13 protein-coding genes and 1 riboswitch are annotated in these 16,248 nt (G+C 46.3%); of the genes, 8 read left to right on the forward strand and 5 right to left on the reverse strand.

Features of this window, described 5'->3' with window-relative positions; all coding sequences use genetic code 11:
* Positions 1-141: 141 nt before the first annotated feature.
* Complete coding sequence (locus DYH48_RS01865; RefSeq protein ID WP_006080219.1) at positions 142-708, forward strand: phosphoribosyltransferase; 567 nt, start codon at positions 142-144, stop codon at positions 706-708.
* Between the two features lie 325 nt (positions 709-1,033).
* Here DYH48_RS01865 and DYH48_RS01870 read toward each other — a convergent pair whose 3' ends face one another.
* Positions 1,034-2,311 carry a glycerophosphodiester phosphodiesterase family protein gene (locus tag DYH48_RS01870; RefSeq protein WP_115333900.1) on the reverse strand — a complete coding sequence of 426 codons (1,278 nt, stop codon included), beginning with the start codon at positions 2,309-2,311 and terminating at the stop codon, positions 1,034-1,036.
* A 370-nt stretch (positions 2,312-2,681) separates the two neighbouring features.
* On the opposite strand from DYH48_RS01870, the gene DYH48_RS01875 reads away from it, so the two are divergent.
* The gene (locus tag DYH48_RS01875; protein ID WP_006080221.1) at positions 2,682-2,984 is read left to right on the forward strand and encodes a DUF3622 domain-containing protein; all 303 of its coding nucleotides are present in this window, start codon (positions 2,682-2,684) and stop codon (positions 2,982-2,984) included.
* A gap of 366 nt (positions 2,985-3,350) precedes the next feature.
* Complete coding sequence (locus tag DYH48_RS01885; RefSeq protein WP_115333901.1) at positions 3,351-4,535, forward strand: DUF3103 domain-containing protein; 1,185 nt, start codon at positions 3,351-3,353, stop codon at positions 4,533-4,535.
* Between the two features lie 96 nt (positions 4,536-4,631).
* Here the strand turns inward: DYH48_RS01885 and azu are convergent, their stop codons facing one another.
* The 3 genes from azu to rihA form a co-directional block, all read right to left on the reverse strand.
* Positions 4,632-5,108 (reverse strand): azurin, encoded by a 477-nt coding sequence (gene azu / locus DYH48_RS01890; RefSeq protein WP_006080224.1) that lies wholly within the window; start codon positions 5,106-5,108, stop codon positions 4,632-4,634.
* 327 nt (positions 5,109-5,435) lie between these two features.
* A complete protein-coding gene (gene rbsK / locus DYH48_RS01895) occupies positions 5,436-6,347 on the reverse strand; it encodes a ribokinase (RefSeq protein WP_115336071.1) in 912 nt (303 codons plus the stop codon).
* A 19-nt stretch (positions 6,348-6,366) separates the two neighbouring features.
* Entirely contained in the window at positions 6,367-7,323 is a 957-nt protein-coding gene (gene rihA, locus DYH48_RS01900; protein ID WP_115333902.1) for a pyrimidine-specific ribonucleoside hydrolase RihA, read from the reverse strand.
* A gap of 478 nt (positions 7,324-7,801) precedes the next feature.
* Here rihA and DYH48_RS01905 point away from each other — a divergent pair, with 478 nt between their 5' ends.
* The 3 genes from DYH48_RS01905 (at position 7,802) to DYH48_RS01915 (ending at position 11,924) form a co-directional block, all read left to right on the forward strand.
* Positions 7,802-8,470: a hypothetical protein gene (locus tag DYH48_RS01905; protein WP_006080228.1), complete on the forward strand. Its 669-nt coding sequence runs from the start codon at positions 7,802-7,804 to the stop codon at positions 8,468-8,470.
* Between the two features lie 136 nt (positions 8,471-8,606).
* Positions 8,607-8,840: riboswitch (cobalamin riboswitch) on the forward strand.
* Positions 8,841-8,949: 109 nt separating this feature from the next.
* Positions 8,950-10,911 carry a TonB-dependent receptor gene (locus DYH48_RS01910; protein ID WP_115333903.1) on the forward strand — a complete coding sequence of 654 codons (1,962 nt, stop codon included), beginning with the start codon at positions 8,950-8,952 and terminating at the stop codon, positions 10,909-10,911.
* Between the two features lie 284 nt (positions 10,912-11,195).
* Complete coding sequence (locus DYH48_RS01915; RefSeq protein ID WP_115333904.1) at positions 11,196-11,924, forward strand: HDOD domain-containing protein; 729 nt, start codon at positions 11,196-11,198, stop codon at positions 11,922-11,924.
* A 100-nt stretch (positions 11,925-12,024) separates the two neighbouring features.
* Here DYH48_RS01915 and DYH48_RS01920 read toward each other — a convergent pair whose 3' ends face one another.
* The gene (locus DYH48_RS01920; protein ID WP_006080231.1) at positions 12,025-12,930 is read right to left on the reverse strand and encodes a LysR family transcriptional regulator; all 906 of its coding nucleotides are present in this window, start codon (positions 12,928-12,930) and stop codon (positions 12,025-12,027) included.
* Positions 12,931-13,130: 200 nt separating this feature from the next.
* Here DYH48_RS01920 and metE point away from each other — a divergent pair, with 200 nt between their 5' ends.
* Both metE and DYH48_RS01930 read left to right on the forward strand, forming a co-directional pair.
* Positions 13,131-15,401: a 5-methyltetrahydropteroyltriglutamate--homocysteine S-methyltransferase gene (gene metE / locus DYH48_RS01925; protein WP_115333905.1), complete on the forward strand. Its 2,271-nt coding sequence runs from the start codon at positions 13,131-13,133 to the stop codon at positions 15,399-15,401.
* Between the two features lie 268 nt (positions 15,402-15,669).
* Positions 15,670-16,194, forward strand: a complete 525-nt coding sequence (locus DYH48_RS01930) for an inclusion body family protein (RefSeq protein ID WP_011845805.1) — start codon at positions 15,670-15,672, stop codon at positions 16,192-16,194.
* The last annotated feature ends 54 nt before the right edge of the window (positions 16,195-16,248 follow it).

Here is a 16,248-nt window from a genome sequence, read left to right on the forward strand (position 1 = left end):
TCCCAAAATTCGGCGGCTGCCTACACTTGCTAAGGCAAAGCTGTTTTAGTGTTTTGGGAACCTTTACCCGCCGAACAGACCTTACAGGGGTCATAAGCTTTAACGACCTAAGAATAAAATCAATGTGATGGGGACTGTGTCATGTCAGAAAAGTATTTTGTTACCGCGCAGCAATTGCTGGAAGATTCATTTTTATTAGCTTCGCAAGTGTATGAGAGTGGCTTTCGTCCGCAGTTTATCGTGGGTATTTGGCGTGGCGGCGCTCCAATCGGGATCGCGGTACAGGAATTTTTCGACTTTAAACAAGTAGAAACCGATCATATTGCCGTGCGTACTTCTTCCTATTATGGGATTGGTACCGACAAGCAAAGCAAAGAAATCAAAGTTCACGGCCTGCATTACATCGTTGAAAATGCGAACGCTAGCGACGGTTTATTGATTGTGGATGACGTGTTTGACTCTGGCCGCAGTATCCATGCATTAAAAGAAAAACTCGGTCAGTTGATGCGCCTGAATATGCCAACCGATATCCGTATCGCTTGCCCTTATTACAAGCCAAAAAATACCGCCGTGCCTTTAAAGCCTGACTATTACATCCATGCCTCTGAAGACTGGTTAGTTTTCCCGCATGAAGTTACAGGTTTAACGCCGGAAGAAATTGCCGAAGGTAAGGGCGATTTAAAGAATATCCAGCACCTGTTTAAATAACCTGAACTCGGGATAATGAGTGTCGAAAAATCTAAGTTTAACAAATTAAATCAATAAGATAAGTGGTTTGTTTGAAACGAAAAATCTATTTTCTGACTGAATGCGCAGATTTTTGCGCATATCAAGGCGCTCTGTTGTAGGCCATAGCGAGCTATGGTTAGACAGAGCAACGCAGAGAGGCCCGAAAAGATGCCTATTCAGCGGCTCTGCTTATCCCGAGCTCAAGTTAAAGAGCTTGCTCGCGGCGAAATATAGACTATTTTCGCAATAAAAAATGCGTTAACGAGCAATCGTTAACGCATTTTTTGTTTTCTATATCGACGACTTATAAATCCATACAGTTAGCATAGTAAGTCACAGTGGCGGGCCAGTCGGAGAACACCCCAATCACACCGACATCTTTAGCTAACACATCGAGTAATTCAAAGGTATCGCCTTCGTTATCTATGGCTTCGGTAATGCTTTGATAATAAAAGCCGCCGCCATTTTTTAATAAACCAGAACGTTCCAGCGACCAAGTGATGATCTTAAGCCCAGCGCCTTTGGCGGCCTTAGCGTATTCCGAAGGGATGATCTTTTTGTCCGCATCTAAGGCGACTAAAACCCAGAGTGGCGGCGCGATAATTTCGACGCCTTGGATCTTCAAATCTGCCATTGATGGTGACCAAGTGGCAGAATTTTGTGGATCGAAAGCGCTGTTATAATCGTATCTGTCATCGAGAAATACGGCTTGTTTCGCAAACTCAGGTGCATTGGCAACCCAATATTTGATGTCATCTAAGATAAATGATTGAGGGAATACTTGCGAAGCATCGACGCCTGCCGCCGTGTATTCATCTAACATTTTTTGTGCGTAATCCTGCTGAGTAAAACCATCGAATGGCATAGATACGCTGGCGGCTTTGAGCTCTGGCGTCATCTTCACGCCAGCTTTTTTAAACATTTCAATACTTTCGGCATGGGTCATCAAGGTGCCATTGCCAGCGTAGAGATCGGTGCGCCAGCTTGGAGTGCCATTGATGAATTCGGCCGCAGTGGTCGCTTTAGGATTGCTGCCCTCCATTTTACCCTTGAGGGTTTTAAATTCGGCGAGGGTGATATCGCTGGTGCAACAGGTCGCCGATGCGCTGACGCCATTGGCTGCATCGGCTGGAGTGAATGGGCTCGAACATTTATTAGCCAGTTCAGGCACAGCTAAAATGTTGGTCGTGCTGGCAAGATCGCACTGTGAGTGGCGGCACACTAAGGCTTTATCGGCGGTGAAGGTGACATCACATTCAACTATGCCAGCGCCCGAATCGATAGCCGCTTGGTAGGATTCCTTTGTATGCTCAGGGAATTGCATTGGTGCGCCACGGTGACCGATGGAAAACTCGCTGCGATAAAAATTGTCAGTGGTGCATTGTTCTAAGCGGGTTTTAAGTGTGCTGTCTTGCATTTGACGCACGAGGAATAAAGGTCTTTCTCCCACTTGAGCTGGAACAGGTTTGTTGGCAGGTGGCGTGACTTCTGTGTTGTTATCGTCACTATTGCAACCAGCTAATAAAGCGCTGGTGGCAATTAACAGGCCGAGTGAGAGCGACGAAATAGGGCGTAGTTTCATCAGATTTACCTATGAGTAATGATGTAAATTATTAATATTAATCAGAAACTCTAAAGTGTTAATGTGACTAAAAAAGCCTATTTATATGACATAAACAAGAATATATACCGTTTGCACGACGATTACCTAAAGCACGCTAGCTCGCGATAAACAGCCATCAATAGAGGGTGAGCGGGATATATGCGCAGTGTTGTTTTAGACTTGAGAATTGACTCCACTGGGCGAGTCGATGAAACTGGCATGAATATTTTCATCTGGGCGATCTTTCTGGGCCGAAATCAAGTACACTGCGCTCCTTTTGTTTTATGATGAGCGTTTGGTTCGCTTGATAAGACAAACGTGACAAGCATCATTTAGGAAATAGAGCAGAATGAGCAAGGGCAAAAAATACGATTTTCGCGTAACACAGGGCGACAAAGGTTGGAAAACTGAAATCACTCGTCGCATGACATCAACTAAAACGGTTGTGTCTAAGAGCCATGATGGTTTTGCGACCGAAGCCGAAGCGCAAGCTTGGGGCTTGACTGAATTACAAGTGTTTTTAGGCACGTTAACTGAGCGCAACAAGCGTCGTTCAGAGAAACAAGCTAAAGCAAAATTAGCGGCAGCATTAGCGGCTGAAGCGGCAACTGATGCCGAAGATCTTGATGAAGATGATTTCGACGAAGAGTAACACTCACTCGTTCAGTATTGTCTTATCAAGCTAGTGTGATTGTTAGGGCGCGCATGACGCGTTCTGAAACGTCACTCTGGCTATGAATAACAAAAGGCGGATCTTAGGATACGCCTTTTGTGTTTTTGTCGCTCAACCTCTTTGAGCTTATCAACTCATTTTTTCCTGTTCACTCCGCACGTTTTGGTCAATTGAGAGCCGTTATCGCTATAGTCTTGTTTTTAGAGAGTTTCAGCACTATTGCGTATTCTATACCATTAATAAATAACGATAATTATTATCATTTGGTTTACTTGGATTCGGGTCTGTGCTCATATGTAGAGAATTCGAACACACGTTTAATTTTATTAAGGTAAGGGAACTCCTATGAAACTACTTCAATCCAGTTTATTGCTGTGTTTGTCGGCTTCGGCAACCATGAGTTATGGCCAAGCCTTAGATGGAGAGGCGTTACGCTTGCTACAGGCGTCGCTAAAGGATTCGAGTTTGGATGCACAAGCTCAGTTAACCAATACTAAGCGGGCATTGGCGTTAGATTTGAGCCATCAATATGCGCAGCTTGCGCCTATCTTACAGACTGAAATAAACCAGTATCAGTTGGCAGTAAATGCCGATGACATTCTGTCTCAGCATAGGCTCAATGATAATGTGATCACCAAAGCCGATGCGTCGATTCGTCGAGTGAAGGGCCTAAGTGCCAAAGCGGATTCTCTGGTGCAAGTGCGTCTGGCGGATGAAACCATGTTAACCCCATGGCAGCAAGGTGAGTCTCCTTTATTTGCCTATGAGCCCGATGGTGACGAGAGTCAGTGGGATTATATTGAAGCCTTTGATATTCATGGGCAAGTTCATCAATTAGACGTGTATAACCTACCGCAGCAGCCGGTGTTTGTGGTCGGTATCGACAGTAAAAAAGCCTTTGTGGCTGGCTTAGAGGTGATGCGGGCGACATTTGCCGAAGCACAATCGGCGAAAAAAGATGGCGTGCTACTGAGCCGTGCGCAAACACAGGCGGTGGCAGACAAGCCTATTTTAACCACAGTGATCAAACAAATATCCTTGAAGGATGATCATGAGCCGTGGATTTCTGGTCGTGCCGAGATTTACGGCATAGTGACAGGGGTTAACCCGAGCCGTGAAGAACCTGTGCTCGATATCGTCGAAATGCCCTATTTAGATTATGCGGATACGATCTATTATCCGAATCAAATCATCATCCATTGGGAGCGTTATCGTTGGGCGGCTGCGGACATGATCCTAATGGAGCATGACGATGGCACTAACTATAAAGTGTTGGCCACTAAGTTGTTGGAAGCGGCGGAGCAGATCTTAAAGTCGATCCCCGATCCTGAAGCTCAGGGTTATGCGCTGATCCCGCAAATCACCAATGGTATTTTAAGTGTGATGCCGGATGCTTGGTTCACCAATGACGATGACTTTGTCGACGTGTATTACACCTTACAGGAAGGGGTTGAATATCCTAACTTGAACGGGGCTAACGGTAATGCGATGACGAGCTTTGCGCCATTAGTCATCCAACCAAGACCCTGATGAATCATTGCGGCTAAATATGGCTGGAATGTAAAAGCGGATCCTAAGATCCGCTTTTTTGTTTTTATCACTTAACGTTAGGCTAAGCCATTCACCTTAAGCTTTTAGCTTGAAACTACCTTGCATAATCGCCCAGTGACCTGGGAAGCTACAGAAGAATTGGTAGGCTTCAGTAGCGCTCATGCCAGCAGTGCTAAAGGTGATAGACGTTGATTCGCCGCCGCCCACTAATGGCGTGTGAGCGATAACGCGAGTATCACCCGCTTTGACATAGGCTGCATCAGGACCGGCACTCATACCTTCGGTCGCTACGGCTGACATATCGGCAGCCTTAGTTAATACCCAGTTATGGCCCATAGCTGCTTTTGGCAAAGTGCCTGAGTGGGTTAAGGTTAAGGTCACTTCTTTACAGCTTGCAGGTACAGACAGCTCTTTAGTGTCAAATTGCATTGCATCAGTGGCGGCAATTTTCAGTTCACATTCGTTGGCACTCGCTTGGCTAGCGAATAATAATCCGAGGCCGATTAGGCTAGTGCTGGTCACGTTACGTAAAGCTGTGCTTTTTGCTTTCATCTGGTACTTCCTTATTTGAACAAGGGTAGCCGAGTCCTTTTGACTCGGACATGCGCCTGCCAGCATAAGCAATCTTTATTAAATGGGAATGAAATCAGCGTGTAAATTATGTATATGCAACTTTCGTTTGAAAGCAGCATTGTCTGTAACTGCAACATCCTGTAACGGCAAAATCGCTAGCGGTACACATAGACGAGCGAGTACTTAGCTGGCGTGAACTAAGTACTCAGGAGTTATTGTTTATAATTTTCGATTTATGACTTTGATTTATAAATGATAATTTAGGAAGTCGAACTCAGTGCGTCTAACTCAAAGTGGCTTACTTTTTTAGTATGAAAGCTCCTGCCGATAGGGGATAGCACGCTGTGCGCCTTGGCGAGTCACAGTAATGGCACTGGCCGCATTAGCAAATCCCACCGCCGCAGCAATCGACATGCCTTCGCTCAAGCCAACGACTAAGGCGCCGTTGAAGGTATCTCCTGCGGCGACTGTATCTATAGCTTGCACTTCAAGCGCGGGTACTAGCCCAGTAAAACCTGGGCTGCTGATATATGCGCCTCGACTGCCTAAAGTGATCACCACAATCCCTACACCTTGCCGGTGGAGGAGCTGCGCAGCCATTTGGGCATCATCGAGATGATTAATTTCAACCCCTGTTAAGGCTTCTGCTTCTGTCTCATTAGGCGTAATAACATCGACCCACTTGAGTACATCGTGCCCAAGGGCGGTCGCTGGAGCGGGATTTAATACCGTCGTTACACCAAGATTTTTGGCCATTTGTAATGCTTTTGCCACTGTGGCTGCAGGCGTTTCTAGTTGAGTCAAAAGGAATTGAGCACGGGAAAAAAGAGCATAGTGATGTTCTAAATCATCGGGTGAAAGAGTGGCGTTGGCACCCGCAGCAACACCAATGGTATTTTCACCGTTGTCACCGATAAAAATCATCGCGGTACCGGTACTCTGCTCCGCTATTTGGCTAATTCCTTCTGTACTTATGCCATCTTTAATCCAGCTTTGACGCATATCATCGCCGATACTGTCTTGGCCGAGGTGGCAGATAAAGTCAGTGCGGGAGCCAGGTTTGGCTAAGCGCGCGCAGGCGACAGCTTGGTTGGCACCTTTGCCGCCCAGTTCGAGGCGATAATCTCGGCTCATTAAGGTTTGCCCAGCAGCGGGCAGGTACTCAAATTTCATCACATGGTCGGCATTTGCACTGCCGATAACGAGTATCTGGCTCATAGAAAACTCACTGTTATTTTCATCTGCGATTGAGATAAGTTGGATCATAGACACGTAAACTGTCTACCAGTAAATCGACAAAACCGAGTCTGTCGAGCCCAAATAGCACAGTCGCATTGGCGGGTTTGCCTGTGAGTTGATAGCGATCAACCACTGTCATGCCTAAGGTCAACTCGCTTTGGGTTTCAATCCCGACCCAGCAATCTTGTGCCTCAAACAGTTCAGGTTTGAGCAACCAAGCTATAGTACAAGGGTCGTGCAATGGCGCGCCAATAAAGCCCCATTTAGGATCTCTGTGGTAAATCATAAAGAAATCCAATAACTCGGCGACGCACTGAGCAATTGGATTTGGGATGGCGCGAATCCGTTCTATGTCTTCATCCATGATTTGCGCTTGATGGGTCACATCGAGCCCGCACATAGTGATGGGAATACCTGACTTAAAGACGATATCGGCGGCTTCGGGATCGACAAAAATATTAAACTCGGCAGCTGGCGTCCAATTACCGACACCCGCGGCGCCGCCCATCAGCACAATGCGCTCAATTTTAGGGTGCAGCTCACTATGACTCGCCAGTAAAAGGGCGATGTTAGTCAGCGGCCCTGTGGGCACTAAAGTCACTGGCTGTGTGCTTTGGCGGATTTGCTGCGCCATCAGTTCAACGGCCGTTATGGCTTGTGGGCTGAAGCTAGGTTCAGGCAATGCTGGGCCATCGAGGCCAGTCTCGCCGTGAACATTGTCGGCGATAATCAGTTCACGTGTTAGCGGCTTAGTGGCACCGCCCGCGACAGGGATATCACCACGGTTTAACAGGGTTAAGATCCGCAGGGCGTTGTTGAGGGTTTTATCTGGGGTTTGATTGCCAGCGCTAGTCGTGACGGCAAGGGGAACGAGGTCTGGGTGAGCTAAGGCTAAGATCAGCGCGATAGCATCGTCATGGCCGGGATCGCAATCAAGAATGATGTGACGAGTCATACTGTTACTCCTTTAAACAGCGGTACTGGATGCTTAGAATAGCATGCCATCAGTTAGGCGCTAGCCTGTGGAGAATACTTGCAGAGCAAACTGTGAGCGTTTTCGTCTTTTTATTAACAAGCCCTATGTCGTTGGCTGCAATGTAACTCGTGGACTATCGTCATCCTAAAGCCCTAGTGGAGTCCATTATTACCAATAGCTAATTTCACCACTGTGTCTCGTTAGTTTAGTGGCGGGGTAAAATGTGGTTGTTTAGCGAATAGCACTAACCTCTTTTACCATCACGGCGCAGATAAACGGAGTATTTCTCTGTTATTTACGCCGTGACAGTGATTATTTCTTTTAAAGTGGCAGTTAATCTAGGCTTTTGACTGTTTTCAATCTGGGTTATTCGCTAGAATGCTGGGTGTTTTCTGTTCAATTTCATGATGTCGTATTAATTAGTATTAGTTATAAGTGCGATACAAGGATGATAAGTATGAAATTAGCATTGTGTTCACCTATTGGATTATTTCAAGGTGCCAGTGTGTTGTTACTCTGCAGCTTAATTGGCTCAGAGCCTGTTCAAGCCACATTAGATATGCCCCGGAGCGAAAGCGGCGCTGCTCATACCCATGTATTGCCCGTATTTGGTCAGCAATTAGGGTTCAATCTGCCTGCGGGCTGGAAACAGGCTTATCATGAGGAGCAAGCAGGCATGTTTATGGCAGAGTTTGTGCCAGAGCAGGAAGCATTAACCCAGTGGAGTGCGCTATTTTGCGTGCAGGGTTTTAAGGATATGGCCGAGAGTATTAGCCCTGAGCGCTTCTTAGATGCGATGGCCGAGACCTATAAATCGACCTGTGACGGCGAGGTGGTGTACCAGAAGTTAGGCGACACTGAAGTCGATGGACACGCTGGATTTCATGCGATTCTAGGCTGTACAGCCATGCCCAATATGCACGGTGTGACGCCACTGAATCCCAAAGCCTATGCTTCAACTCCTCAAGGGGAAATTGGCTACTATACGGTTGTTAGTGGCAATAAAGATTTGTATCTGTTGCATAAGTCGATGCGAGGTGCCGTTTTTTCTGCCGATAAACCGCCGCTGCAGGCGGATAATAGCCAAGATTTTATCTCCACTTTAGTCCCATTCTCCTTGAAGTAGGCTGTAGACGCTCGCTTGAGTTTGATGGACTTTCATCCGTATAGACGTCTATAATGCGCGCGCTCAGGCTCTATAATGTGCTGAGCCTTAAGGGAGTATCGCTGTTTTATTGATGGCTGTACCCTATGAATCAAATTTTTAGTCAACCTTCTGAGGTGCTTGCGTGCGAAAGCCGCGAGATAATCGGGAAGCCAGTGGAATTCTGGCACTGCCCCCGCAACGGTAAAAGGTGAGAGAAGACCGCGTTTGATTGGTGAGTTCAAGACCGAACCCGATAGTCAGAATGTCAAAGGTCAGTCTCGCGTTAATCCAATTTTTAAGGGATTAACATAGCCTAAGTCCGGAGACCGGCCCTAAAGGTGTTTTTGAGATTTCGGTGGGCAGATCTCAAAATGCGATAGTCACTGTCAGTATCTTTTACTGAATGAATAGTATCGTGGCGCTAATGCCCCGTTTTCCTTGCAGGAGTTAAAGGTAAAATGGGAACAAATCCAACAAAAATCGCGCTACTTATCGGTAGCCTTTGCAGTTTTTCCGTTATCGCGCCCGCTATGGCGGCAGACGATACCAGCACAGCTAAAGTCGACGAGCATCTTGTCGTGATCGGCCGCTCTGACAATACCCCGTTAAATATTGCCGCGAATGTGAATGTGATTGACGCTGCGGCGATTGAAATGAGCGGTGCCACTAGTGTGACTGAGGTTTTACGCGGTCAAAGTGGTATTCAAATTTCGGATAATAACATCGGTACTAGTTTTGCGATGCGTGGCTTTAGCGCCAGCACTGCCGTTAATAACACGCTGATTTTACTTGATGGTCGTCGCCTCAATAATATCGATATCGCTGCCCCTAGTCTTAATGCCATACCGCTTAACCAAGTCGAGCGCATCGAAATTTTATCGGGTAGTGCGGGTGTGCTTTATGGCGACCAAGCGGTAGGCGGCGTGATCAATATTGTCACTAAATCCCCTGAAAATACAGGTGGTAGCGTGCAGTTATCCGGCGGCAGCTTTGATACCTATGAAGGTCGCGGTGATGTGTCTGGCGCGATCAACAAGGATTGGCGTTACTTTTTCACTGGTAGCTATAACCAAGGTGACAACTACCGCAAGCATAATGCCAATGAAACGGGGTCGATTTTAGGTCGCATTCAATATAAAACGGCCACAGATTCGTTCTTTATTGAAACCAGCTATTACGACGATGACCGTGAAAATCCTGGCTCATTGACAGAAGAACAGTTCAATAAAGACCCACGCCAATCTTTCAAGAGCAGCGAATATGTCCATGAGATGACCACTGCGGCGCGCACGGGTTATCAGCATCAGCTTAATCAAAATTGGGCTTTAGCAGCGGATTTAGATTATAGCGATACCTTAGTGTCTTCTTTTAATTGGGGGGCGAACAGCCATAACACGCGCTCACTGTTGATGTTTAGCCCTAAAGCGTTAGCGAACTACAGTACCCGTCAAGGTGAGCTAAATCTAGTCACAGGTTTAGACATCAGCCGTGGTAAGGCCGATTTTGACACTATGGCGCGGAGTAATGTACAGCAAATGCAAAGCGCCTATCTACAAGCCACAGTGCCTTTAAGCCATACCCTAAGCTACGTTGTGGGTGGTCGTTATGCGCGGGTGACCGACGAGTTAGTCGATCGCAAAGTTTATCCTAATGGCATGGATTTAGATGAAGATGCGACAGCATTCGAGTTTGGCCTGAACTACCGTCCTAGTACAGAGCACAGATTCTATCTACGTGGCGATGAAAACTTCCGTTTTGCGAAAGTGGATGAGCAAGCTTATACCTCTAAAAATGTGTTTGGCTTAAAGCCGCAGACGGGCCGCTCCTACGAAGCGGGTTGGGATTGGACTCTTGCGAGCCAAACTCTACGAGTAAGCCTATACCGTCTCGATTTGGAAGATGAAATTGTCTTCGACCCAAGTGCGGAAAAGCCTGAACTTGGCAGTTTCCAAGGTGCGAACGTTAATGCCGACGCTTCTCGTCGTTATGGCGCGAGTGCCGATTGGGATTGGCAGGTGACTCAAGCAATGCAACTCGGGTTAGAGTATAACTATATCGATGCTGAATTTACTGACGGTATCAATGATGGCAAGGAGCTGTCTTGGGTGGCAAAACACACAGGACGCGGTTATGTCAGCATGGATTTTGCTGAGCATTTCCAAGTCTTTGCCGAAGCTATCTACACGGGTGATCGTTTTATTGAAGGCGATAACGGTAACGAAGGCGATAAGCTGGCCAGTTACGTGCTTGGTAATGTAGCCTTGAATTATAATCGTGATGCTTGGCTTGCCAGCCTGCGTATCGATAACCTATTTGATAAAGACTATGTCAGCGCAGGCTATTACGGTGGCCTTTGGGGTGATAGTTATTACTCTGGTCGAGGCCGCGATATTCGTTTTACCCTTGGTTATCGCTTCTAGGCATTGATTCGCTCAATTTCGATAAAGCCAGACTCACTCAGTCTGGCTTTTTATTTTTTAGGCTCTGTTCAAGGAATAAATTTTGAAATAGGTATAGTCTTGAATATCGTTTCAGTAGAGTGACTAAATTGTCGTTATCTTTAGTGGTTAGCGGGCAGCAATAACTAAACAGGAATAATTTATCTATTACTCTGCTGTTTGTGGCTGAAATTCTTTAAATTTTGGGTATGATGTGAACGGTAACCGAATTATCTTATTGTTAATAAACAGGTGCAAAGTGTCTTATGACAGATCTTGAGCAACAGGTTTTTACTCAAGTTAGAGCTATCATAGCGAACGAAGAGCAAGTAATAGGTCGTCGAGGGATTTTAATTCCACTCAAAAAAGCGATCCTCGCTGAAGGCGACATTCGTAACGTGATCGACATTATCTCGAGCGATCCCGCATTGGCGGCGCACATGCTAATGCGCAGCAATTCCACACAGGCAGCTGTAGTGGAAAATCATAAAACTCGCTCGTTGAAAGAAGCTTTGATCCGCTTAGGTCAAGTGAATATCTATCGTTATGCCTTTACGTTTTATCTGAAAGAACGCCTCGATGAGCTGCCGCAACCTTATAAAAAGTTAGTCCAAGGTTATTGGAAGTTGACTGAAGATATTGCAACAGATGCGGTGGACAGTTTAGCGGAGATGGAAGGCGTTGAGGTTGATGCTGATGAGGTGCAAACCTTGGCCCTGTTCAGTGTGTTCGGCCAAATTATCGCGCTCACGGCATTTGCCTATTTAAATGCTAATGCCGAACAATCATTCCCTTTAAGCGTGATTAAGTCATTGATTGATAATCAACAGCAGACTTTGACCATAGAATCATTCGAAGCGTTAGATTTAGATCAGGACTTACGCCAAGAGTTTATGATTGCCCATAATTTGCGTCAGACCCGCAATTCGAATTCCCCTGGTTTAATCCTGCGCCGCGTATTGTCTATGCGTGGTCTATTGATGAATCCGCTGTAATATTTCGATACGACGAATCACTGTTTGATCCTATGAAATAGTCATTAGATTCAATAAAAAAGCCTGCATCAGCAGGCTTTTTTGTTAGGTTTCACCTGTGTTAATTTGTCTTCTGCTGGCGGGATAAACCTTCACTCGCCACCAGTTGTAACCAATTTTGGATCAAGGCTGAGTTGGCGCTATGGCGGCGATAGGCGCCAAACAAAGGGCGTTTCAAGCCTTCTTGCCCGAGCTTCACTGTGGTAAGGCTTAGGCCATGCCCTTCATTTATCGACCAATTTGGCAGCGCGGCTATACCGTCTTTACAGGCGATGCGTTGCAGTAACATCATGGTTAAATCACAGGTTTTCTGCTCGCCCGCTTCTATGCCTGCGGGTTCTAAAAAGTGGCGATAGATGTCTAAACGCGTCAGTGGTACGGGATAACTGATAATAGGCAAGTGTGCTAATTGCTTAGGGGTGACATAGGCTTCTTTTGCTAGAGGATGATCTTTAGCAACCACTAACTTCACTTCAAAATCAAACAAATGCTGATAAGCGAGTGAATGCCCAGGTACAGGATCTGAGGTCAGCACTATATCCAGTTCACCCATTTCCAAGGCATTGAGCGAGTCGAACAAGTGACGGCTCGACAGATCTAACTCCGCTTGGGGATAGTCTTGCCTAAATTGCTCCATCACAGGCATTAACCAGCGAAAACAGCTGTGGCACTCAATACCTACCCGCAACTGATTGGTTTCGGTTTCAAGGCCATTCTTAAGATCTGTCTCGGTTTCTAACACCTTAGGCAAAATCTCTTCCGCGAGATGAAGCAGGCGTGCACCTTCTTGGGTGAATGACAGCGGCTTACTCTTACGCACAAAAATAGGCGAGTTAATCCTTTGCTCCAGCTCCTTAATTTGGTGGGAGAGTGCGGATTGAGTGACAAAACGTTTTTTGGCTGCGCCCGCCAAACTGCCACTTTCCTTCAGGGCCATTAAGGTTCGCAGATGTCTTAGTTCGATCATGTTCACTCCAGGTGAATTTCGCTCATGTTGTGCTTGAAATTAATTCGGTTGCTGGAATAGAGACTAACACAATAAACTTCTAGACGTCCAGACGCCCATTGTTATTTATCAAGGCGGAAATGCTGAAAAGTGCCAAGAGAAAACAATCTGGTGGGTGCAAGTGCCGAATTTGGCTTATCTCAAATAAAGGAAGATAGGGTATGCAATTAAATAGTCTTGGGTTTCCCCGCATCGGGCGTCGTCGTGAATTGAAATTTGCCTTAGAAAAATACTGGCGTGGTGAGATCACTCAGGCTGAACTGCGTGAAGTGGCGAGCGAACTGCGCCGTACCCATTGGCAGTGGCAAACCGCAGCGGGTATCGAGCAAGTACCCGTAGGTGATTTTGCCTTTTACGATCAAGTATTAACCCTAAGTGCGACCTTAAATGCCATTCCTGAGCGTCACCGTGGTGAAGGCGCAATCGATCTTGATACCTTATTCCGTGTTGCCCGCGGCAGAGCGCCAACGGGCCAAGATGCGCCAGCCTCTGAAATGACCAAATATTTCAATACTAATTATCACTATCTGGTGCCTGAGCTGACGCAAAACCAAGAGTTTTCGATTGCTTACGAGCAGTTTTTTGATGAAGTCAGCGAAGCGCAAGCGCTAGGCTATAAAGCCAAACCTGTGCTACTCGGCCCAGTCAGTTACTTGCACCTTGCTAAAACCGTCGGCCAAGAGTTCGATAAGTTAAGTTTATTACCGAATTTATTAACGGCTTATGCTGACATTCTGGCGCGTTTCGCCGCCCAAGGTGTGGAATGGGTACAGTTAGATGAGCCTGTGTTGGCATTAGAATTAGACCTGCATTGGCAAGCGGCGATGACTAAGACTTATCAAGCATTAAGCACTGCTAACGTTAAGGTTCTCTTAGCGAGTTATTATGGCGGTATTGCGCATCATCAAGCCCTCGTATCTGCCTTGCCAGTTGCTGGTTTGCACTTAGATTTAGTTACAGCGCCAGAACAACTGGTTGTGTTTGCAAATGCGTTGCGCAGTGAGCAAATTTTGTCAGCGGGTGTGGTTAATGGCCGTAACGTGTGGGCGGCAGAAATCGATTTGATTGCCGAGCGTATTGGCGCTGTGGCGCGTGATTTAGGCGATCGTTTGTGGATTGGCACATCATGTTCATTACTGCATAGCCCAGTCGATTTAGATGTTGAAGTCAAACTATTACCTGTACTGCGTAAGCAGTTGGCCTTTGCTAAGCAAAAACTGTTGGAATTGAGCAAAGTTCGCCAATTATTGTTGGCGTCTAGCTCGGATGAAGCACAGAAAATCAGTGCTTTTTGTATCGCTCGTCGCCAAGCAAAAGCGCAGGCTGCAGACAAGCAAGTAGTTGATCGCGTTTCGGCATTAACCGCTGCAGATTATGAGCGGGCAAATGATTTCAGTGTGCGCCAAAGTGTGCAGCAACGAAAATACCAATTACCTCTGTTGCCAACCACGACCATAGGTTCGTTCCCACAAACACCGGCAATTCGTGGACTACGCAGCCGCTGGCGCAAGGGTGAGCTTAACGATGCGCAATATACAGAGCAGTTACAGCAAGTGACCCGCGATACTATCGATCGCCAATTAAAGCTGGGTATCGATGTGCTTGTGCACGGTGAAGCCGAACGTAACGACATGGTGGAGTACTTTGGCGAGCAGTTAGCTGGTGTTGGTTTTAGTAAAAATGGCTGGGTGCAAAGCTATGGCTCACGCTGTGTTAAGCCCCCCTTGATTTACGGTGATGTGAGTCGTCCAAAAGCCATGACAGTCGAGTGGGCAAAGTTTGCCCAGAGTCTCACCGACAAGCCCGTAAAAGGCATGTTGACGGGGCCAGTGACGATTTTGCACTGGTCATTTGCCCGTGAAGATATCAGCCACGATGCGATTGCGACACAACTGGCGCTGGCTATTCGTGATGAAGTGGTCGATTTACAAAATGCGGGGATTGGCATTATTCAAATCGATGAGCCCGCCTTCCGTGAAGGTCTGCCATTGAAACAAAGTGAGTGGCAAGCCTATTTAGATTGGGCGGTGAATGCCTTTAAACTCAGCGCTGCTGGCGTGACTGATGAGACTCAAATCCACACTCACATGTGTTACAGCGAGTTTAACGACACGATTGGCGCGATTGCTGCCATGGATGCCGATGTGATCACAATCGAGACTTCGCGTTCACGGATGGAGTTACTCAACGCCTTTGAAGATTTTGAATATCCAAATGAAATTGGCCCCGGTGTATATGACATCCACTCACCAAACACCCCAAGTGTGGAGGCCATGGTGCACTTAATCGAGAAAGCCGCGCAGAAAGTACCTGTGCGTCAACTGTGGGTCAACCCAGATTGTGGCCTAAAAACCCGTACTTGGGATGAAGTCGAACCTGCATTGAAAAACATGGTCGATGCTACCCGCGAACTGCGTCGCCGCCTTGGCTAATTGCATTCGGCTAAGCTGACCTCATTGAAAGCGGGTACACTAGGTCTCCGCTTTTTTGTAATGATTTGATGATATAAAATTAGCTTAAACATGTTACTTAAACTTGACGTTTATTGTTTAAACCTGAGTTTAAAAAGTTTATCCCTGTTCCTGCATTATCTGATTTTGTCTACTAGTATGTTTGGTGCATGGACGCAAAACTTGCATCGTGCTTGTTTGACTCCCAAATCTAGGTCAGACAATAAATGCTTAATTAAGGAGAATTAACATGAGTGAAATCATAGATGTTATCATCAACGTCGATACTGATAATTTAATGAAAACATATCCCAATCCAAGTACTGATCCTTCAACACCAACTGCAATTGGCCACAATTTTGCGTACATGATAGCTCCAACAGCTTATGTTAAAAGCGGTCAAGCTACTGGGGATTTATCAATATCAGCTGATGTGGGTGATACCATTCGCTGGCGTATGAACTCGATGTCAGGCAATACAAGTTACTCTGCCGACCTAATGAATCTTATGCGCTTTAGTGGGACTCAAGTGACTTCAGTCGTTGAGGGCAAATTGACGGAACCACAAACCCCTATTCCTGAAGGTGGGTTGGGTAGTATTTTGTTACCACCCACATACTTATGCGTACCTCAGTATGATTTTTACTTATCGGCTGATGTAGTGACTTCTGGGACTGAGAATTACAATGTGTCATTTGCCGTGCTTTACTATCATAGCGGCAGCATAAATACCTTAGGTTACTTTGTTTGGGATCCAACAATTAGTGCTTCATAAGTTTTGAATTAATTACGTATGATCGTTTGCGCACTTCGTTCTGGAGTGCGCATT

Origin of the sequence: Shewanella baltica, from assembly GCF_900456975.1 — a bacterium.
Lineage (GTDB): Bacteria > Pseudomonadota > Gammaproteobacteria > Enterobacterales > Shewanellaceae > Shewanella > Shewanella baltica.